Raw genomic sequence first — 20,638 nt, forward strand, 5'->3', positions numbered from 1 at the left:
CAAAAAAAGCAAAAAAGGCCGAATAACTTCGACCTTCTATGTAATTCGCAGAAACTTAGTCAGAAAGTTTCGGATAGTCTGTATACCCTTTTTCACCAGTGGTGTAGAAAGTGTCTTCATCCCAATCTGCCAATTCAGCTCCTTGGGCAAACCGCTCAGCCAAATCCGGATTGGAAATAAACAATTTACCATAAGCTACAGCATCAGCCAAACCTTCCAAAATAAAACGATTTCCCTTTTCCTGATCAAAATTTGCATTGATGATCAAAACACCTTTATAAATCGGTCTATACCTTTGGGCAATTTCAGTGACAGCATGGGGAACATCCGACACATCATTGAATGGCTCTGAAAGATGCAGGTAAGCCAAATTATAATTGTTCAATTTTTCGATAATATAATCAAATGTCGGAATAGTCTCCTCGTCCAGTGTCATACCGAAAACCCCATGGAGAGAAGGATTGAGCCTCAACCCTATTTTCTCTTCAGGCATCACTTCTTTGATGGCATCTATTATTTCAAACAATATTTTTGCCCTGTTCTTTACACTTCCTCCATATTCGTCAGTCCGGATGTTGGACGTTGCGCTGAAAAACTGATGCAACAGGTAACCGTTTGAACCATGAATCTCAACACCATCAAACCCTGCTTCCAGGGCATTTTTGGCAGCATTCTGAAAATCCAAAATGGTCTGTTTGATTTCAGGTATGGACATTTCTTTTGGTGTCACTGTTCCCTTAAATCCCTTTGGGGTAAATGCCTTCGTGTTTGGATTGATTGCCGATGGTGCATGCGGCAGCTCTCCATTGTGGAAGTCTGGATGGGAAATCCTGCCTACATGCCATAGTTGCACAAAAATTTTCCCACCTTCATCATGGACAGCCTTGGTTACTTTCTTCCAGCCATCCACCTGACCTTTGGTATAAATTCCTGGAGTATTGATAGCCCCTACCGCTTTGTCCGATATCTGGGATCCTTCTGAAATGATCAAACCTGCTGATGATCTCTGTCTGTAATACTCTGTATGAATGTCAAAAGGAGAATTTTCGTCATTGTTGGCTCGACTTCTTGTCAATGGCGCCATGATTACCCTATTTTTCAGTTCTATATCTCCAATTTGCAATTTTTCTAAAAGAGGTTGCCTTTTCATGCTTGTTTTGGTTTAATTCCTAATTCAATGTATATACAACTAATGCGTTGCAACGATTGTTCCAATAAACTTCCCATTGGGTAGGAATAGGTCCAATGGTTCTTTTTTATAATTTTTAACATTTAATACGATTAAAATCGTAGGACACATTTTGCATTACGACATCCATCGTATATATTTGTACGAAAGAAATCGTAGAAACGAAAATGACACCAAAACCCACAGAGTCAGAATTGGAAATTCTGTCGATAATTTGGCAAAAAGGAAAAGCGACAGTGCGCGACATCCATGAAAAGTTGGCTGAAAGCAAAGATACTGGCTATACCACAACACTGAAAACCATGCAAGTCATGCATGCCAAAGGACTGCTTCATAGAGATGAAAAAAACAGGACCCATGTATATTTCGCTGCTATTGGAGAGAAAGTCACCCAGAAAAACCTGGTACAGAACTTCGTCGCGACCGCCTTTGGTGGCTCAGCCAAGAACCTAGTGATGCAGGCTTTGGGCCAAGGAAACCCTTCAAAAGAAGAATTAAATGAAATCCGCGCTTTTTTAGACCAAATCGAAAATGAAAAATAATGGAATGGATCAATGAAGTAATCCCTGACAACTACCTCTATGCTATCGGCTGGATGCTGGTACATTCACTTTGGCAAATATCCGGACTTGGCCTGCTCTTGTGGCTTGTATTGGAATTTTACCACAAAAAATCTGCTTCATTTAAATATTGGACAAGTGTTTTTGTGTTGTTTCTTTTGGTTTTGGGCAGCATCGGAACGGCAATCTTCTACTTTGAACCACAAGAAAAAATCACTGCTGCCAATGAACCCATTTTTGCAGACGACAATGGATTTCACCCGATTTCGGATCTTGAAATACCACCACACACAACAAAGTCTAATTTTGAAGCAATCTCCAGTCAAATAGAAAAGCGGATCCCAACCTTGGTCAACCTTTGGTTGATTGGAGCAGTACTCTTTATGATCAAGTTTGCAAGTTCACTGGCAGAACTCAGAAGCTTAGACTTTCGTCCCAAAAATACCATCGGTGAAAAATGGGAAGAGACATTGGCTGATATTTCCAGTAGACTAAAAATAAAACAACGAGTCCAAATATTCCAGACCAAATTTGTAGATACTCCCGTGACATATGGCATATTGAAACCTGTGATATTAATTCCGACCGGATTGATCTTCAAAGTTAGCCCAGCTCAATTGGAAGCAATTATCGCACATGAGTTGGCACATATCAAACGGCATGACTACCTCATCAACTTGATACAGTCAGTCATGGAGGTGGTCTTTTTCTTCCATCCCGTCTTCTGGTATATCAACTCCATCATCAAAACCGAACGTGAAAACACCTGTGATGACCTAGCAATCAGCGTTGGCATCAAGGCAAGGGATTTGGCAGAAGCACTTGTAATCATTGTAAACCATGCCAAACAAACCCAGCCTGAACTGGCTATGGCAGCAGCAAAACCAAAGACACCAACATTAGACAGAATCAAAAGGATTATGGGATTCCATTCATCCCACAAACAAACTTCCACTTTAACGAGCTTAACCATGATCATTACACTAATCCTTAGCGCCTCCTTGATACTTGGCGCACACGCAGACAAGTCGTCTGAGAATGATTTCGACCCAATGCTTACACAGGCTCAATCTAATATCATTTTAACCGAGGGTTTTTGGAGTCAATTTGATATTGGCGCAAATGCAAACCTAAACACAGAAAAAGAGCTTGCGGACAATCTGAAACTAGACTTAGGGAAATCACAAAAAGGATCTAGCGAGTCTTTGAGACATCTTACAAAAACATTATCTAACCTATCAAACAAGCTAGACTCAATTAAGTCCTATGATCTAAAAATCAGTCTCTCTGAAAATGGGAAAACCTTTTCCTTTGAGGACATGACTGAAAAGGACGAATTAAATCTATTTTCCGGATTTGACAATTTCAAAATAACGGGAGACACTTTGCATATTTGGTCGGATCTCAAAGGCAACAACTCCAAAATCAAAGCCAAATCCCTAAATGGAGAAGCCCTGGCACATACAATTAAAATCCCCCCTTTGGAATTCCAAAGACTTGATTTTAGTGAAATGCCTATGTTGAAGCTTCCTGAAGGCATGATAATTCCACATGTCAACTTAGATTCAACAAAAGAACCAAATCTGAATGAAGCCAAAATAAGAATGGGATATGACACAAACGAACTCCATTACAAAAATTCAGAGCTGGCCAAAGTAAACGAGGATTCACCAAAGACCATCCAACCGTATAACCCAGCCAAAATCCAAAGCATCCCAAAAGCCGGTTCAATTAGCAACCCAACAACATTTTCTTTGAATCTCAAGGACACCACTGACTTATACGCCAAGGAACTCGCTAAGGCCACTGACAAACTAAGCAAAGCCAAAACAGTGGAAGAAAAAGAAAAAGCGAAGAAAGAAATCTCCGCCCTCACTGATAAAATTCGCACTTTGACTAGGGAAAAGCACATGGCCAATGCTTTCCAAAACGATTCCCTAATGGCTACTATCAAAAAACAGGCTGACATGTATAGAAAAAAAGCCGAAGAGCTAAAGCCATTGATAAAAGAATACGAAAACAAAATGCGTGAATGGCAAAAACAACATGAACCCTTGCTACAAGAATATGAAGCAAAAATGAAAGCCTATGAAAAAGAACTGCAACCATTGATGAAGGAATACCAGGAGAAGATGAAAGCATACGAGAAAGAACTCCAACCCCTGATGAAGGAGTACCAACAGAAAATGGAAGAGTGGCAGAAGGAGTATTCAGCCAAAATGCAAGAATCTAAGGGAAAGCCGAACAATGAAAACAACTAACCACAATTTCTTAAATTGCTAATGACAAGAAAGCGTATATTTCAATCAATATAAAAACCCAAACAACCAAAGTGGTATAGTATTTCCAAAACCGATCTCGATGTTGTCCTTTAGCAGGAATGCATCATCGGTTTTGGAAATCTGTTTTTTTGTTAATCATAATTAACATTTTCAATTATTTTTTGTCAATTACATTTTACATAAATGATCCTAAATATAGAGTTTACATAAGTTTTGGATACTCTACACCCCTATTTCAGTTCCTTCATCGTCACCACAGGCACATCTTTTCGGTTCAATTCAACCAAAGGCTCAACATTCCTTTTGGGATAAGAGTATCCATCTTCATTCAAATTCCAAAGAAGGGGAGCGAGATTTTGTACAGCAGCTTTGCATCCTTGCATTATGGCAGCCATACTCCCTGTCTGCTTTGAAAGCTTCGCCTCGTTTTCAATCTCAAAAGGCCCTTTAAAGCCTCTTTCATTCAAAACATTGACAAAGGCTCTCCAATCCATAGAATCTCCCAAACCGAAACCCGGCAAGGTGGCTTCATAATGATGCCTATCCCATTCGTTGGTACTGTAGGGAATCCCAGCCTTTTCCGCCCATTCTGCCTTGATCCTTTGCATAGGATACATGTTTCCCCAGTATGGATCAGAAATATTCCTTGTGGATTTGACATGGATTCGCTTAAGCCGAGACATATCGGTATGTTTGATCACCTCCACAGGGTCGGTATTTTGCCAAATATCGTGTGATGGATCATAAATCTCGCCATGTGATTTGCTGGGGATCAATTCATACATGATCTTTCTGGCCGCCAATACACCTGTCAAATTGTTATAAGTTGTGGAATACCCAGAAGACCTCCAGCCTTCCATGGGGCAATTTTCGTAAAGCACTGTCACACCCAGACTTTCGGCATATTTTATTATCGGTGTAAAAACCCTCTGATACTCTTCCAGATTTCTCTCAAAACCATTTTCCAATATCCCCAAATCGTGATTATAGCCAACAAAAGTCCCTACTTTCACATCATTTTCATCCCCTCCAAGCAAATAAGCCATCCGGATTAGCTTCAATAAATGGTTTTGATTCTTGACTTTCTCCGCCTCTTCCCCTCCTATCAAATTATCAAATGCCCCCAATGACAACCTAAGCTTTGCCTGATTGAATTTTTCTGACATTTCTTTCGCATTTTCAGCACTGAAATTATCATAATCCATATGGGTTGCCACAAAATCATCCCTTGTTCCATCTTTTCTGAAAACACAAACATCCAGACCCTGCACGCCAATTTCTTGGGCTTTTTCTATAGTCTGGTCTAAGTTCAACTGATCAAAAGCTGATGTCATCAGCCATATCTGGTTATCCATACAATCTTTTTTTGTTCAAAATACAATCCAAAACCAAGATAAGCATAGAAATTTAAAACTCTCCACCTGTATGGAACACCGTTTGCGTAATTTAAAAAACAATTCAACTGGAAATTGATTAGATTTGTATTGAAACCAACTGAAACAACATGAAAATCAAGAATAATTTAGCTTTTATTCTGAGTGCAGGAATTTTCTCAGGATTGATAGCTTGTTCAGATCCAGAAAAAAACATCGATGAAACCGATTCAAATGCGATTGTTATAGAATCGGAAAAACTATCCTTCACGCTGGACACTTTGCATACCGATTTTGAAAGTCCGTGGGGAATGACCTGGCTGCCTGATGGCAGAATGCTAGTCACCGAAAGAAAAGGTGAAATCCTGATTTTCAAGGATGACAAATATACAGGCGAGAAACTCACTGGAGTACCTGCTATCCATGAGGTAAACCAAGCTGGACTTTTGGATATCGCGGTTCACCCAGATTACGAAAACAATGGCTGGCTATATCTTGCCTATGCCAAAGATATGGGGGATGGTGGCGTGTTGACCATTTCCAGAGCCAAACTTGAAGGCAACGCCTTGGTAGATTTGGAGGAATTGATCGTCAATCTCCCTGAATGGAAAGGTGGTAGGCACTTTGGGACAAGAATCGTATTTGATAATGACAATTACCTCTACTATTCAAACGGCGACAAAGGCAATAGACCGCAAAACGCCCAAGAATTGGACAATTCACATGGAAAAATCCACAGAATCCATGATGATGGCAGGATTCCTGAAGACAATCCATTTGTCAATACTCCTGGAGCGATTTCCACCATCTGGACTTACGGAAACAGAAACCCTCAGGGGATTATTTTTGACAAGGAAAACAACAGACTTTGGTCTGTAGAACATGGCCCAAAAGGGGGAGATGAGCTTAACCTGATAGAAAAAGGGAAAAATTATGGATGGCCAGAAATCACCTACGGGATTGATTATGACGGATCTACCATAACAGAAGATACAGAAAAAGAAGGAATGGAACAGCCTGTCACATATTGGGATCCTTCCATTGCCACCTGTGGAATGACACTTGTCACTTCGGACAAATACCCTACTTGGAAAGGGAATATTCTTGTAGCTGCACTTGCTGGCCAGCACATAGCCAGGGTGGAATTGGACGGGACGAATTATGTGGGCGAAGAGAAATTATTGGACGGAATCGGTCGTGTAAGACAAGTTTCACAGAGTCCAGACGGATATATTTATGCGATTGTAGAAGCTACTGGCTTGATGGTGAAAATCATACCGCAGCAAGACTAATACCTCTGGCATAAAATTCAATAAGAGATTGTCTCAAAATCAATTCCGGGATTATCCAACCAGTATTGTTTTGCGAAGCATTCTAGAAAAAAGGACGAGGGGAAAGGTTAAAGGAGTAAAATCTTTTACCTTTCCCCTTTTAGATATGACTCACTTGATGTTTTTTCAAGCAAACGATTGCTATTTGTGGGACAGCTAACTTTTTATGATTATCCGCTACTTTGCCAGTAAATAAATAACAAAGGCATAATGTTTCGGATAATCGTCAACGGTCAACAGACGACAGTCAACAGTAATGAAAATCAGTTGTTGGAGAAACTTTGTTTGGCTTGCGGCAAAGTAGCGTATATACATATAACTTTTTTATTCATACCAAAAATCCAAAGGATTGGGAATCACGAACTCAAAACCGGTGGACAATATTTTTTCTCCAGAAATCATCTTCCAAGGCTTGGCTCCTGAAACATCATACGACTTCGGTGGGGGAAAACCCAATTCCGCTGCATTTTTTTCATAAACCTCCCTGCGGGAAGGGTGTAATGGGGTCACGCCATTGAAGGTTTCATTCCACAAACCTTTTTCAATAATCCAGCAAATCAACCGAACAGCATCATCCCGATGGATATAATTGACAGGTGCCCCCCCTTCTACATTGTCTTTTCCCGAGAAGTATTTCCCAGGAACCCTATCCACCCCCAACAAGCCACCAAACCTTACGACTGTAAGATCATAGTCCTTATCCTTCCACAAAATCTTCTCTGCGTCAAAAAGGGCTCTATTGCCTGTATTCCCAATAGTCAGCTGATCTGTTTCTTTTGCTTCTTGGTTTTCGTTTGGATAAACAGAAGTTGCTGAAGTATAAATGACTTTGGCCACTTTCTTCTGAACAACCAATTCTTTGATAAACTTAATCTGTTCTGGGTGAAAGGTGGGATTAGCTGTTTTAGTTCTTGGAGGAATATTGACGACCAAGATATCCGCATCGAAAATCTGCTGATAACCAACCCCTTCGGGATGGGGCGAAAATTTCAACATAATATTTTCATACCCGCTTTGGGTCAATGACTCAGATTTTTGGACAGAGGTGGTAGTCCCTTTGACTGAATGCCCTTTATTCAACAAAGCATCTGCAAGCGGCTCTCCCAGCCAGCCCAACCCAATAATAGAAATTTTCATGATTCATGTACAAAGTAAAAAACCCCCTTCCAAAGAAGAGGGTCTATAATTATTTATCTTTTTTTGGCAAAGTTCCCAAGATGAAATCCCATAACGGAGAACTGACACCAAATGCTACATCAGGGTTTTTGTAATGGTGTACGGCATGGTTCACCCAAAGGATCTTTAGGAAATTTTTGGGAGGTTGGTAAGCATGCACTACAAAATGGACCCCCAAATAAGCTGCATAGCCAAAGAGAAATCCAGGGAGGAAATATAAAGCATAGCTCCCCATGATGAACGAGAATACCACATAAAATATCAGTGCATAAAACGCACTTACAAATGGTGGCATCGCCAATCGATCCTTGTCCTTTGGATAGTCATGATGGACTCCATGTACTGTATACTGGAGCTTGTCTTTGACTGGAGTATTTGGCTCCATATGGAAAAAGTGCTTATGCATCATGTACTCAACAAAAGTGAATGTAATCAAGCCAGCCAACATGATCAACAAACCAACCGGAAGACCTATTTCAGTCTTAGTGTACGCATAATAAAAGGACACAGCACTGATGCATACAAACAGAATGATCGGGATACTGATATGTGTTCTGGAAATCTTTTCCAATATTGGATTGCTAAACATTTGAGCAGAACCATTATTATCCGGCTTATCCAGCCTTCCTATTTTTTTCATTGTGGCACTCATTTTATGATTAGTTTAGACCTTACCTGATTAGGAACCGCTGGAATGCTTTAATTTCCCCACAACGCCCCTATCTAGGATGTAAATTTAAGGTTAATGGTTTAATAAACGAAGAAAATATCAAAATGTTAATTATTCTTAATTAGATTTTCACTATCAAACCTTTGGATTTTTCTATAGTTTGGTTGTAAAAAGCCTCGTATAATGGAAGTATATTCACAACATCAAACTCTTTTGCCCTTTGTAACGCCCGATCTTTGAACCCTTGTAGATTTTCATCTTTCAATATTTCCAATGCCCGTGCAGTCATCGTTGTGACATCACCTATTTTGCAGACATACCCGGTCTCGCCATCCAAATTCAATTCAGGAATCCCTCCTGCATCCGAGGAGAGTATAGGTACTTCACAAGCCATCGCTTCCAAGGCAGCAAGCCCAAAACTTTCCTTCTCTGAAGGCATCACAAAAAGATCTGCCACCGAAAGCACCTCTTCAACGGCTTCCAGCTTGCCCAAAAACCTGACATCGTCACACGCCCCAAGCTCCCTACACAAGCGTTCCATCTTATCCCTTTCCGGACCATCTCCGACCAAAAGCAATTTGGCTGGAATCACTTTCCTTACTTCATAAAACACCCGAATCACATCTTCAACTCTCTTGACCTTCCTGAAGTTGGAAGTATGGACTATCAACTTCTCTCCATTGGGGCAGATAGCCAACTTAAAATGCTCCTTTTTCTGTTTTTTGAATCTCTCCAGATCAATGAAATTTGGAATTACCTGAATATCTCTTTTTACAGGAAACAACTCATAGGTAGCTTTCCTGAGGTCTTCGGACACAGCAGTCACACCATCCGATTGATTGATGCTGAATGTGACTACAGGCTCATAGCTAGGATCTTTCCCCACAAGTGTAATATCCGTACCATGCAAAGTAGTCACTACTGGAATGTTTATCCCTTCCTCCTTTAATATCTGCTTGGCCATATACGCAGCAGAAGCATGCGGAATCGCATAATGGACATGAAGCAAATCCAATTGTTCATATTTCACTACATTGACCATCTTGCTGGCCAATGCCAATTCATATGGTGCATGTTCAAACAAGGGATAACTCTTGATATCCACTTCATGATAGAATAGATTGGCACTAAAAAAATCCAGTCTTGTCGGCTGTCTGTAAGTGATAAAATGTATTTGGTGACCTTCCCTTGCAAGCGCTTTTCCAAGCTCAGTCGCAACCACTCCGCTCCCACCAAAAGTTGGATAACAGACAATACCTATTTTCATAGCAATTTTTTATAATATGGAAATCAATAGTCTCATAACACGATAAAAGGCAAAGTTTGTTCAATTAATCCAATTTATTCTTCACCTTTTTCGGATAAATCACTTTCCTCCCGCATAGACCTATAGATAACATCATGAATTTCAGTCCTAATCCCCTCTTTTAATAGGATATTATTATTTGCACTTGGATACACCCTGTTTGACAAAAACACATAAATCAAGTCGTTTTCCGGATCTGCCCAAACCGCCGTCCCGGTGAAACCTGTATGGCCAAAGGTGGTCTTTGGTGCCAACACACCTGCACCACCGCCTTTTCCCCGCTCTGGATCAGGCTTATCCCAACCCCAGCCCCTTCTGCTTTGGCTTGATTGTCTCTTGGTAAACTCTTTGATGACTTTTTCATCCAACAGGTTTACCCCTCCATATTTGCCCCCATTGAGCATGAGCTGCATCATTATCGCCAAGTCATTTGCAGTACCAAACAAGCCTGCATGTCCAGCGACACCACCATACATGGCAGCCCCAGGGTCATGGACATATCCGTGGACTACTCTTTTCCTGAAAGCAACATCATCTTCAGTTGGTGCAATCAGGTCTATATTAAATTTCTTTGCCGGATTAAAAGTCAAGGTATTGAGCCCCAATGGCGCATAAAAATTCTGCTCCAAGAACTCATCCATCGGCTGGTTCATAACCCGCTCTACGACTGCCTGCATCAGATACATAGTCAGATCTGAATACACATACCCATGCTTTCTTCTATTTGGATCAAGTTTTCTCAAATCAGACTTGACAGTCCAATTCCAAATACTATCCCTCAGGCTCTCTTTTCCAAACATATTGTTGGAAATAGGGACTGTGAAATCTTCGACTGGAGTTTCGCGATAATATTCATTCTTCCAAGAACCTGCCGCTACTGTCTTTGCATAATAAGGGATAAAAGCAACAAGGCCTGCCTCGTGTGCCATGATATCCTTGAGCAATAAATCAGCTTTATTTGTCCCCTTCAACTCTGGCAGATAGGTAGAAATCGGCTTGTCCATATCGATGACATCCCTGCTCGCCAAAAACATCACAGCTTGGGTCGTAGCCAATACTTTGGTAATAGAAGCCAGATCATAAACAGTCTTAGGACTTACCGGTTTTGTTTTATTGTAATCGTAATGCCCATAGGATTTCTCAAATACCACCTTCCCATTTTTCGCTACCAACACAACGCCACCTGGCATTGCCTTCTTTCTGATACCAGCATTCATAATCAAGTCTATTTCATCCAATACCTTACTGTTCATCCCCTGGCTTTCAGGATAGCTGTATGACAACCTGCCCAAGCCTTCCATATACCCTCCACTTCCCAAAGCCAGGTAATCACTGATGGATACAGGCATCAAACCCTTTGCATCCCTACCGCCGAAAATCACCTCTGGAACTAAGCCCTGGGTATACTCATTATTCTCGAATGTCAATATATTGTGTGGCATCCCCACCAGGTTTTTTGCAGCATACGCATTGCCAAAAAGCACCACTACAACTGACTTTTCTTTGCTCAGCTCCTTGATGAAACTGATGTCGGAAGAGCTAACCCCAAACCCCCTCGATGGGCTATTGGTCACTCCCATCAAGCCTACGATGACTGTATTGTAATCTTTCAGTTTGGTTCTGATATCTGATAAAACAACCGAGTTAGCCCCTTTTCCCATTGTAAAATGATCCACCTTGGCATATTTATCCATCTTTTCCTGAAAAACAACACCATCTCCACCAATCGTCAAGGAAGCAATGTTCAACAAATCCAAGTTTCTCAATGGCAAAAAACCATTCTTGTTTGTGGTAACCGTAATAGAGCTGGCATAAAGCTCTTCTACAAGCAATTGGGTTTTTCTGCCATTCAATCTATTGACAAGATTTTTTGTGTCAATTTTTTGGTCTTTATTGAGTCCTGCCCAGTATTTTGCTTTCAAAACCTTGATTACTCTTTCGTCTACCTCTTCCTTGCTAATCCTACCCTCAGCTATCGCCTGCATGATCAGTTGCTTGGCTTTGGGTACATCTTGGGAGTAAAGTAAAATATCATTACCCGCCAACAATGCCAACATATCGACTTCTCCAGGCTTGTAATAGCTGCTAACCCCCTTCATGTTGAGTGCGTCAGTAAAGATCAAACCACTGAAGTTCATCTGGTTTTTCAATAAGTCGGTCACCACATATTTGGATAAGGTAGTAGCTTTGTTTTTTTCACTATCCAGGCTGGGGATATGCAGATGAGCCACCATTACACTCATCAAATCTTCGTCTATCAATTCCCGGTACGGATAGAGATCAATATCTTTGATCCGGTTTTCAGAATGTCTGATCACGGGCAGTGAATAATGAGAATCCGATTCTGTATCACCATGTCCTGGAAAATGCTTGGCATTTGCCAAAACGCCATGGTCTTGAAGCCCTTTCATATATGCCATGGACTTTTTTGCAACCATTCTTTTCTCTTCCCCAAAAGCCCTGTAACCAATGACAGGATTATTGGGGTTTGAATTGACATCGACCACAGGAGCAAAGTTGATATGCATACCCAATTCCTTGAATTGCCTTGCTATTTCTTTACCCATGTCATAGATCAGCTTTTCGTCGGGAATTGCACCTAAGGTCATTGCTTTTGGAAAAGTTATAACCGAATCCAATCTCATATTGATCCCCCATTCTGCATCCATGGCTATAAAAAGTGGTGTTTCAGCTATTGATTGATAGTAATTGGTCAGATCTGCCTGCCGAACAGGTCCTCCCTGAAAAAAAATCAAGCCTCCCAGATTCTCATCTTTTATCAATTTCGCAATCTCATTCTTATGTTTTGCATCCCGGTTGGAATAAGCTGCCACCATAAACAACTGGCCCAGACGCTGCTCGAAGGTCTGGCTATTGAATACCGAATCTACCCAAGCCATCTGCTTCCTATGGTCTTTAGCTCTCAATGGATCTTTTCTTTCCCTTTTCTCGGCAACAGGATCCCCTTCAATCTCCTTTAACCCAATCGAATCTGGCTTACTATTACTAAATAGACTGGGAAGATCCCAACCCAAAACTCCATCTGCCTGAAAAATCAAGGCGATTCCCAAAAGTGCGCTCCAAACTTTTACCCTCATCCTGATGTTAAATTTTTATTGCTTGATTTTTAAAATAACTTTGTATGAATATACAACCTATTTTGCAAACATACATGAAAATCAGGCTGACCAAATATCAAAACTGATAAAATTCCGTATGTTTATTTACAACGTGAAATTATCCAAAAGAATCTAATCCAATATGAAATTCCCTTCGATCTTTAGAACAGCCAAACCAATGGGCTTCGAAATAAAGCCCAGATACTACGATCCAGTGCGAGAAGAAATCGAACAAAGAACTGAAAGGATCAAAAGAAACCTTCAGGCTGAAGGGCTTATCAAGTCAGATGAGAAAATGACAGATGAATTTATGCAAGATTATGGCTCTACGATAAGAGGGGCGTTTACCCAAGGTGGCCCCATAGGCAAAAGAAAAAGCTCCCCACTGGAGTCCGCGGGCCTTATCCGGTTAATCATTTTTGTGTTGCTGGTTGGGGTGGTGTTTGGCTATTATTATCTTGAGGAAGCAATGACTGAAATATTGATCTATGTGGTCGGTGGCTCCGCATTACTTTGGGCATTTTTTAGATTGAAAGGAAAAATCAAACAATGAATGATATCATCCAACTGCTACCCGATGCAATTGCCAACCAGATTGCCGCAGGGGAAGTAGTACAGCGCCCTGCTTCAGCTTTGAAAGAAATGCTTGAAAATGCTGTGGATGCGGGAGCGACACAAGTTCAGGTAGTAGTCAAAGATGCCGGAAAAGCACTGATCCAAGTCATCGACAATGGAAAGGGCATGACACTCACCGATGCACGGATGTGCTTCGAGCGGCATGCTACTTCCAAAATCAGGAGTTCAGAAGATCTTTTTGCCATTCGCACTTTTGGATTCAGAGGTGAGGCCATGGCCTCAATCGCCGCTGTTGCGCAAGTTGAGATGAAAACACGCCAACAAGATGAAGAACTGGGTACATTAATCCAAATAGAAGGCTCCGAATTCAAAAAACAGGAACCAATATCTTGCCCACAGGGAACTTCTATTGCTGTGAAAAACTTGTTTTTCAATGTACCTGCGAGACGAAACTTTCTGAAATCCAATTCGGTTGAAATGAAGCACCTTGTGGAAGAGTTTCAAAGGGTAGCTCTATCCTATCCTGAAATTGGTTTTAGCTTTATGCAGAATGACATGGAGCTTTTCAACCTTGTATCTGGAAAACTAAGCCAAAGGATTGTGGGGATTTTTGGAAAAAACTACCAGGGCCAACTTGTCACTTGTCAAGAAGAAACCCCACATCTCAATGTCAAAGGCTATGTAGGCAAGCCTGAGAATGCAAAAAAAACCAGAGGTGAGCAATACTTCTTTGTCAACAATAGGTATATCAAAAGTAACTACCTGCATCATGCAGTAGCCAATGCCTATGATGGCTTGATGTCTTCGGAAATGCAGCCATTTTATGTACTTTTCCTGGAAATTGACCCATCCCATATCGACATCAATGTCCATCCTACCAAAACAGAGATCAAGTTTGACGATGAAAGAACGGTCTACGCGGTGATCCGATCAGCTGTAAAACAAGCCCTGGGCGCGCACAATGTAGTACCTACTTTGGATTTCAATATGGATATCAATTTTACGGAAAACTGGAAAAATGATGAGGAAAGAAAAACACAGGTGGCATTGGAAAACACATACAAGCCTGACCGGGTAGGTTCCGAAAACAGTTACAAAAACTTCCAAACTCCAAGTTTCAAAAAACAAGATGTCTCTGGCTGGGAAAGGCTTTTTGAAGGAGGAGAAAAAATAATCCAAAAAGATATTGAGCAAAAATCCGCATTGGACGACACCAAAGATTTCCTCACCTTTTCTTCCAAAGCTAACGATGCGGGGAAAAGTGAAGCCATCTTCCCGGTAGAGCAGGAAAACACAGGAGCTACATTCCAGGTTGAATTAAGCTACATCATTGCACAGATGTCCTCAGGCTTGTTGATCTTGGATCAGCAGGCTACCCATGAGAGGATATTGTATGAGCGCTACCTCAAGCAACTAAACAGTGCGGCCGGTTTATCGCAACAATGTCTGTTTCCGCAACATATACAGCTGAGTCAGGCAGATTTTGCCCTGGTAATGGATATCAAAGAAGAATTACACAGCTTGGGATTTGTAGTTGTGGAGTTTGGCAAGGAGACCGTCTTGATTCAAGGTGTCCCTGCCGATATCCAAGTCACCAATGAAAAGGCTCTGTTTGAAGGCTTGTTGGAGCAATTCAAGCATTTCAAATCTGAGTTATCTATTGACACCCGTGAGAATCTAGCCCGATCGCTTGCCAAAAAATCAGCAACAAAGAAAGGCACGAGGTTAGACACCACGGAAATGGAAACTTTAGTTGGACAATTATTTGCCTGTCAAAACCCAAATTATGGACTTGGAGGGAACAAAACCTTCGTCAAACTTGATTTAAATAAAATACACGCTTTTTTCAATCGATAAGATATGTTTAGAAACTTAACACCTGTTGTTAAAAACCTACTGCTGATCAACATTGCCATGTTTGTGGTGGCAAACTATTTCATGCCACAATTGGAAAGTATATTTGCACTTTATTTTATACAAAGCAAACGCTTTCTCCCAACTCAATTTGTGACTTACATGTTCATGCATGCCAATTTCTGGCACTTGTTCAGCAATATGTTTGGCCTGTTTGTTTTTGGCCCTTTGCTTGAGCAGTATTTAGGTCCAAAAAAAATCCTGATTCTATGGATGGTATGTGGTGTCGGCAGTGGTCTGTTGTACTCTGGCTACAACGCCTACAAAATCAACCAATTGGACAATACTATTGCCACATTCTATGACAACCCCAGCCCAGAGAAATTCAATAATTTTGTCAGTAAAAACAGACACATGTTCAAGCCTGGGGTGTTTGACTTTGTTGACGAGTATAGTAAAAACCCTGAGAGTGCAGAACTGATCCAAAGGGCAAAAGAAAACTTTATGGGTATCAGGAATCTTCAGATCAACATCCCTATGGTTGGTGCATCTGGAGCTCTTTTTGGGATTTTAATTGCATTTGCTATGTTTTTCCCAAACACAGAGCTACTTTTATTGTTCCCACCTATGCCAGTGAAGGCCAAATATTTGATATTGTTTTATGGTCTATACACCATTTACAATGTGGTCATCAACAACCCAACTGATAATGTGGCACATTTTGCCCATTTGAGTGGTCTGATTATTGGTGCTGGTTTAGTATATTATTGGAAGAAGAGTAGAAAAGATTTTTATTAAATTATTAAGACGATGTACGGAGGATTTTGGGAAAACTTAAGAGATGCATTCAAGCAAAGCAACAATAGCCTTTATAAGCTGATTGCAATCAACCTGTTGGCTTTTTTGGTGATTCTTGTCATGAGGATTCTACTGAGTTTTTCGGGCGCTTCTGAAATTTACAAATCCTTATTGGGATATTTGATGATGCCCGCAGACATAGGGAGTATCATCCAGCAACCCTGGTCTATGCTCACTTATATGTTTTTGCATGAAAGGATTCTTCATATCCTGTTCAACATGCTTTTCTTATATTGGTTTGGACTGCTAGTAAATGAATATTTGGGCAGTCGCAAACTGGCAAACCTTTATATTTTGGGAGGTGTGGCAGGAGCGGGACTATACGTTTTGATATATAATATTTCACCGTTTTTTGTTGAAAAAGTATCTGTATCCAAAATGCTCGGAGCAAGTGCGGGAGTTTATGCTATAATTGTAGCAGCTGCTACAATATCGCCAAACACGACCTTTAGAATTCCATTTATCGGTGATGTCAAAATCAAGTATATAGCTATTTTATATGTATTGCTTGCTTTTACAAGAGCAGATGGTAGTAATGCAGGTGGTGAACTTGCTCATCTTGGTGGTGCTGCTATGGGCTTTTTATACATTACACAATTGCGAAAAGGTTCTGATTGGGGTCGACCCATCCAAGCCATTGGCCAGTTTTTCGAATCACTGTTCTCTTCCAAGCGAAAAGTGAAAGTCACCTACCGTAAAAAAACTTACAGTCCAAAGGAAGAACCCAAAAGCAGCTATGATACAAAATCCGCTCCATCAAGCTATAGCAAGACAGTAGATGCCACCCAAGAAGAAATCGATCAGATTCTGGACAAAATAGCGGAAAAGGGCTATGAAGCACTGAGCAAGGAGGAGAAACGCAAGCTATTTGAATTTAGCAAAAAGTAGCATTTAATTCAACCTCAGGACTGCCCCCACCCGCAATACCGGCCATCGGGTATTTTGGCTCTGCATTTTGAACTCGGTTATAAACCCAAACTGTTCCGTAGCCTTGATAAATGCTCCTGCCCCAAAATTAGCTCCTGCCCTAGTCTGGTTTACACCAGGATTTCCAGGCTGAAGATTGATCCAATAATTGCTATAGCCAGCTAGCAGGTATACCTGGGAAACACCCTCTGTCAAATAATATTTCAAATCTGCGTTGAGGTTGAATGAATTGCCAACTTGCGGAAACCAAACAGTAAAAGTCGGAGCAAGGGAAAACTTATCCGCAAAGAAATACTCTGCTCCCAAAAATGTCCCAACTTCTTTGATAGTCAACCTATAATCCCCACCAGCCATCAATCGAACCTCTCCTTGTTCTTGTGCATAAAGTGTTGCCGAAAAAATGGACAAACACAAAATCAATAGTAATTTTCTCATACCAATAAATTTAAACCCTCAATAAAACCTTTAGAACTGGGAAATTACAAGGCTTTATTGAGGATGCAAAGTGTTTTGGGGAAAATCACTCCAACACCTGTTCATATCTTCCAATGCGACCTTTCGAATCTATCCCTTCTATAATCACTAGATGTTTTTTGGCAATGTCTGAATTATAATACTTGATTTTCGCAACTCCAGTCTCATCGAATACCAAACTCGGATTCCAATAAATAGTTGATCTTTTATCAGGTATTGAATTTTCAGGCGTAATTACATCATATTTTGGATGGTAAAACTCTCTCGACTCGGAAAACCCTTTTAGTCTGGCAACCATGTTTCCTGGTGATTTTTGATATATCTGTGAGCCTGATTTAGTGTATACAGCTATTGCACCATTTGCCCCTTGAGACCCAAAAATTGCTGCTTTGGCAGCATCTTTAAAGACGTCAATAGATGATACATCTCTTGGATTTATTGACATTAGTGTTGCAGCATCGACAGGCATATTGTCCAATAAATAAAGGGGTTGTGTACCTCCTGTAACAGACCCGACTCCTCTGATCACAACAGATGGGTTCATCATAGATGTGTTTACCTTCACCCCAGAGACTCTTCCCTGTATCAACTCAAAAATATTCATAAAAGCTTGCCCCCCTCCTATTTCATCAGGTTTAATTATCACATCTCCTTCTCCATACATTTTCTTTGCCCTTTCCTCCTCATCTTGTATAGACTCTGCTTTAACCTCAACTCCTTCCAAATCGTACAACTGATCTTCTTCAAACACCTTGTTCATAAGATTCCTTTCCTGAAAACTGGCCATTAACTCCTTGGGGATTTTCAAATCACCTTTAACTTTTGGATTTATTTTTTCAAACTCTATAGAAATAGAATCAATTTTAATTTCAACATTGTTATTCAATCTATCGTCTATAGCACTCAGTGAAACTTCCTTATCACCAACAAAATCTAAGTCGGTAAAAGAAAACCTACCATCCTCAGCAAAACCTTCGGATAATATAATTTCGCCTTGACCAACTATCGCATTCACTTTCCCCCCACTTATCCCTTTTTTTGTTTTTCTCAATTCTATTATAGATCCATTTATCCTCAAGCCCCTTTCAATCAGTCTATTTATCTCTGGAAAATTATCATTTTTCAGATCACCCCAAGAAAATCTTCTCCAACCATTTGTCATCATGACCAAATCCAAAGCCTGAAGTCTATCCTCATCTTTGTCTTCAAAATAATATCCTGGCTGAATCACTTTGCCTTTCAAATCGGAGCATAACAATAATTCAGAAAATATAGTACCTCCAAAAGTAGAATTAGATTGTAACTGTCCTTCATCAACTATACTTACAGAAAACCTCCCCCCAAAGGCATCCATAATTTGAGGAGAATTAATATCTAATTCAATTTCTTTTCTTTTATCTATGTCTCCCTTTTTTGAGACATTTAAAACAACTTCATTTTTTTCCGATTGGAAAAAAAACAATCTTTCTAATAATGGCTCCCCTCTTGAATTCAAAACAGAAACATGATTAATGCCGCTGAAAAGATACTCTTTTGGAATCCTCAAACCCCATATCCCGTTTAACAATTCTCCACTTAACATAAAATTGATAAAACCCCGAGTATGACTTACCAATACGAGTTCGCCTTCTTGATAATTGCCCTGAATAAATACTGTTACATAGCTCAACTCTGGCTTATTAATCACTTGCATTACCAAACCGTTTTCACTTGATTTTGGAAGTTTCAACTCTTGAAATTGATTATTTGATGAATCATATACTTTTACTTTATATTCTTTATTCTCTTCAGGAACTATTTCAAACATTCCCATTCCCCCAAAGAAGGTAGAGAACTTAATATTCTCCTCCGAATTCAAGACCTCACCTTCAAATGTAGCTGGACTTCCATCTGGATAAACCCCCTTAAACGCCACCCTACTTCTGAGACCAGAGACTAAATGACCTCCCTCTGGCATAAACTGGATGTCTGCCAACAAAAATGAATAGGGTATTTTTACTTTTTTTCTGACCGCATACTCATCATTCTCAAAAAACATCAATTCCAACCACTGCGACTGAAATGGCTTCAATGGAAGATTGAGAGAAAATGTAACTAAACCACTTTTGTTAAGCATTAATTTTCTTCGTTCCAACTCTACTTCATCTGCGACTACTCGTATCTCTATATCTTCATTTGCAAGAAATTCACCCTGACCATTTACAGCCTCTAAATTGATTTGGTAGTAAACTTTATCATCTTTCACATCCTCAACTTTAAAGTCAACCTTGGGATAAAAAGAACTAGAGGCTCCATCGAAGACTTCTATATCTTTCTGAAAAAAATACTCTTTACCAAAATTGCTCATCCAAGCAGAATATGCTTTGACTGTAAAAACACCTTCTTCACCAAAATCTGGCAATTTAAAATAGCCATCTCCATAGCCATCTTCAAGACCAATTTTCTTTTGACTTAAAAGTTCACCACCTGAATCAAACAAATCAACATAAAGGACTTTACTTAGAGGACTAGGAACCTGAGTGCTACCAGCTGTCAAATATGCACTAAACCAAACCACCTCTCCTAATGTGTATGTAGATTTATCCAGATGTAAGTACGCTTTCTCTATAGGGTATTCTTCTTGATGCTTTTTTAAAAATGTCATTATGCGATCTTTCATATTTTCTTTTCGATCGAACGAAAATATTGAAAGGCTAAATCCAATTATCACAACAAAAAAACCAAGTTTAAAAATATGTTTTTTCATAACTGCAATTTTATTAATTAAAGGAATGTTAAAGATTTGAAACCGTAATGTACTTACTCTTTAGTTTTTAAACAATAAAAAAGAGGCTATTTAAAAAAATGAAAACTAAATATCTTATAAAACAATCGTGAACATTGTAAAAACGTTTGTTTTTTTTTAAGCTTGGGAAGCACACACTTCATTTTTCTATCAAAAAA

Annotated in this window: 15 protein-coding genes; 7 read left to right on the top strand and 8 right to left on the bottom strand. The window is 40.0% G+C overall.

The annotated features are described in order from the left end of the window. Nucleotides 1–55 precede the first annotated feature (55 nt). Nucleotides 56–1,150: an alkene reductase gene (locus ACFSKL_RS12665; RefSeq protein ID WP_376886580.1), complete on the bottom strand. Its 1,095-nt coding sequence runs from the start codon at nt 1,148–1,150 to the stop codon at nt 56–58. 206 nt (nt 1,151–1,356) lie between these two features. Between ACFSKL_RS12665 and ACFSKL_RS12670 the strand changes: the two genes are divergently transcribed. Both ACFSKL_RS12670 and ACFSKL_RS12675 read left to right on the top strand, forming a co-directional pair. Beyond that, nucleotides 1,357–1,731, top strand: a complete 375-nt coding sequence (locus tag ACFSKL_RS12670; protein WP_376886581.1) for a BlaI/MecI/CopY family transcriptional regulator — start codon at nt 1,357–1,359, stop codon at nt 1,729–1,731. Beyond that, nucleotides 1,731–4,010: a M56 family metallopeptidase gene (locus tag ACFSKL_RS12675; protein WP_376886582.1), complete on the top strand. Its 2,280-nt coding sequence runs from the start codon at nt 1,731–1,733 to the stop codon at nt 4,008–4,010. Before ACFSKL_RS12670 ends, ACFSKL_RS12675 begins: the two co-directional genes overlap by 1 nt. Before the next feature lie 251 nt (nt 4,011–4,261). Here ACFSKL_RS12675 and ACFSKL_RS12680 read toward each other — a convergent pair whose 3' ends face one another. Continuing rightward, the gene (locus ACFSKL_RS12680) at nt 4,262–5,386 is read right to left on the bottom strand and encodes a sugar phosphate isomerase/epimerase family protein (protein ID WP_376886583.1); all 1,125 of its coding nucleotides are present in this window, start codon (nt 5,384–5,386) and stop codon (nt 4,262–4,264) included. Nucleotides 5,387–5,535: 149 nt separating this feature from the next. Between ACFSKL_RS12680 and ACFSKL_RS12685 the strand changes: the two genes are divergently transcribed. After that, on the top strand, nt 5,536–6,696 hold the full coding sequence (locus tag ACFSKL_RS12685) for a PQQ-dependent sugar dehydrogenase (RefSeq protein WP_376886584.1): 1,161 nt from the start codon (nt 5,536–5,538) through the stop codon (nt 6,694–6,696). Nucleotides 6,697–7,059: 363 nt separating this feature from the next. On the opposite strand, the gene ACFSKL_RS12690 is transcribed toward ACFSKL_RS12685, so the two are convergent. From ACFSKL_RS12690 to ACFSKL_RS12705, 4 genes are all read right to left on the bottom strand, one after another. Beyond that, nucleotides 7,060–7,872, bottom strand: coding sequence for an NAD(P)-binding domain-containing protein (locus ACFSKL_RS12690; protein WP_376886585.1), 813 nt, complete (start codon nt 7,870–7,872; stop codon nt 7,060–7,062). A 49-nt stretch (nt 7,873–7,921) separates the two neighbouring features. Then, nucleotides 7,922–8,551, bottom strand: a complete 630-nt coding sequence (locus tag ACFSKL_RS12695) for a sterol desaturase family protein (RefSeq protein WP_376886586.1) — start codon at nt 8,549–8,551, stop codon at nt 7,922–7,924. 151 nt (nt 8,552–8,702) lie between these two features. Further along, complete coding sequence (gene bshA / locus ACFSKL_RS12700) at nt 8,703–9,848, bottom strand: N-acetyl-alpha-D-glucosaminyl L-malate synthase BshA (protein ID WP_376886587.1); 1,146 nt, start codon at nt 9,846–9,848, stop codon at nt 8,703–8,705. Between the two features lie 74 nt (nt 9,849–9,922). After that, the gene (locus ACFSKL_RS12705) at nt 9,923–12,985 is read right to left on the bottom strand and encodes a glycoside hydrolase family 3 N-terminal domain-containing protein (protein WP_376886588.1); all 3,063 of its coding nucleotides are present in this window, start codon (nt 12,983–12,985) and stop codon (nt 9,923–9,925) included. Between the two features lie 163 nt (nt 12,986–13,148). On the opposite strand from ACFSKL_RS12705, the gene ACFSKL_RS12710 reads away from it, so the two are divergent. The 4 genes from ACFSKL_RS12710 to ACFSKL_RS12725 are packed head-to-tail and all read left to right on the top strand — an operon-like array spanning nt 13,149 to nt 17,182. Then, a complete protein-coding gene (locus ACFSKL_RS12710) occupies nt 13,149–13,559 on the top strand; it encodes a hypothetical protein (protein WP_376886589.1) in 411 nt (136 codons plus the stop codon). Further along, entirely contained in the window at nt 13,556–15,439 is a 1,884-nt protein-coding gene (gene mutL, locus ACFSKL_RS12715) for a DNA mismatch repair endonuclease MutL (RefSeq protein WP_376886590.1), read from the top strand. Before ACFSKL_RS12710 ends, mutL begins: the two co-directional genes overlap by 4 nt. 3 nt (nt 15,440–15,442) lie before the next feature. Continuing rightward, entirely contained in the window at nt 15,443–16,234 is a 792-nt protein-coding gene (locus ACFSKL_RS12720) for a rhomboid family intramembrane serine protease (protein ID WP_376886591.1), read from the top strand. 12 nt (nt 16,235–16,246) lie between these two features. Further along, complete coding sequence (locus ACFSKL_RS12725) at nt 16,247–17,182, top strand: rhomboid family intramembrane serine protease (protein ID WP_376886592.1); 936 nt, start codon at nt 16,247–16,249, stop codon at nt 17,180–17,182. Between the two features lie 3 nt (nt 17,183–17,185). Here ACFSKL_RS12725 and ACFSKL_RS12730 read toward each other — a convergent pair whose 3' ends face one another. Together ACFSKL_RS12730 and ACFSKL_RS12735 are read right to left on the bottom strand one after the other, a co-directional pair. Then, nucleotides 17,186–17,656 carry a hypothetical protein gene (locus ACFSKL_RS12730; protein WP_376886593.1) on the bottom strand — a complete coding sequence of 157 codons (471 nt, stop codon included), beginning with the start codon at nt 17,654–17,656 and terminating at the stop codon, nt 17,186–17,188. 85 nt (nt 17,657–17,741) lie between these two features. After that, nucleotides 17,742–20,339, bottom strand: coding sequence for a TonB-dependent receptor plug domain-containing protein (locus tag ACFSKL_RS12735; RefSeq protein WP_376886594.1), 2,598 nt, complete (start codon nt 20,337–20,339; stop codon nt 17,742–17,744). Between the last annotated feature and the right edge of the window lie 299 nt (nt 20,340–20,638).

It is taken from the genome of Belliella marina (assembly GCF_042682445.1).
Taxonomy (GTDB): Bacteria; Bacteroidota; Bacteroidia; order Cytophagales; family Cyclobacteriaceae; genus Belliella; species Belliella marina.

Coding starts and splice junctions, on each gene's coding strand:
- ACFSKL_RS12725 (WP_376886592.1), top strand. CDS start 16,247: ATGTACGGAGGATTTTGGGAAAACTTAAGAGATGCATTCAAGCAAAGC.
- ACFSKL_RS12730 (WP_376886593.1), bottom strand. CDS start 17,656: ATGAGAAAATTACTATTGATTTTGTGTTTGTCCATTTTTTCGGCAACA.
- ACFSKL_RS12735 (WP_376886594.1), bottom strand. CDS start 20,339: ATGACATTTTTAAAAAAGCATCAAGAAGAATACCCTATAGAGAAAGCG.
- ACFSKL_RS12710 (WP_376886589.1), top strand. CDS start 13,149: ATGAAATTCCCTTCGATCTTTAGAACAGCCAAACCAATGGGCTTCGAA.
- ACFSKL_RS12680 (WP_376886583.1), bottom strand. CDS start 5,386: ATGGATAACCAGATATGGCTGATGACATCAGCTTTTGATCAGTTGAAC.
- ACFSKL_RS12720 (WP_376886591.1), top strand. CDS start 15,443: ATGTTTAGAAACTTAACACCTGTTGTTAAAAACCTACTGCTGATCAAC.
- ACFSKL_RS12685 (WP_376886584.1), top strand. CDS start 5,536: ATGAAAATCAAGAATAATTTAGCTTTTATTCTGAGTGCAGGAATTTTC.
- ACFSKL_RS12670 (WP_376886581.1), top strand. CDS start 1,357: ATGACACCAAAACCCACAGAGTCAGAATTGGAAATTCTGTCGATAATT.
- ACFSKL_RS12690 (WP_376886585.1), bottom strand. CDS start 7,872: ATGAAAATTTCTATTATTGGGTTGGGCTGGCTGGGAGAGCCGCTTGCA.
- mutL (WP_376886590.1), top strand. CDS start 13,556: ATGAATGATATCATCCAACTGCTACCCGATGCAATTGCCAACCAGATT.
- ACFSKL_RS12665 (WP_376886580.1), bottom strand. CDS start 1,150: ATGAAAAGGCAACCTCTTTTAGAAAAATTGCAAATTGGAGATATAGAA.
- ACFSKL_RS12675 (WP_376886582.1), top strand. CDS start 1,731: ATGGAATGGATCAATGAAGTAATCCCTGACAACTACCTCTATGCTATC.
- ACFSKL_RS12705 (WP_376886588.1), bottom strand. CDS start 12,985: ATGAGGGTAAAAGTTTGGAGCGCACTTTTGGGAATCGCCTTGATTTTT.
- ACFSKL_RS12695 (WP_376886586.1), bottom strand. CDS start 8,551: ATGAAAAAAATAGGAAGGCTGGATAAGCCGGATAATAATGGTTCTGCT.
- bshA (WP_376886587.1), bottom strand. CDS start 9,848: ATGAAAATAGGTATTGTCTGTTATCCAACTTTTGGTGGGAGCGGAGTG.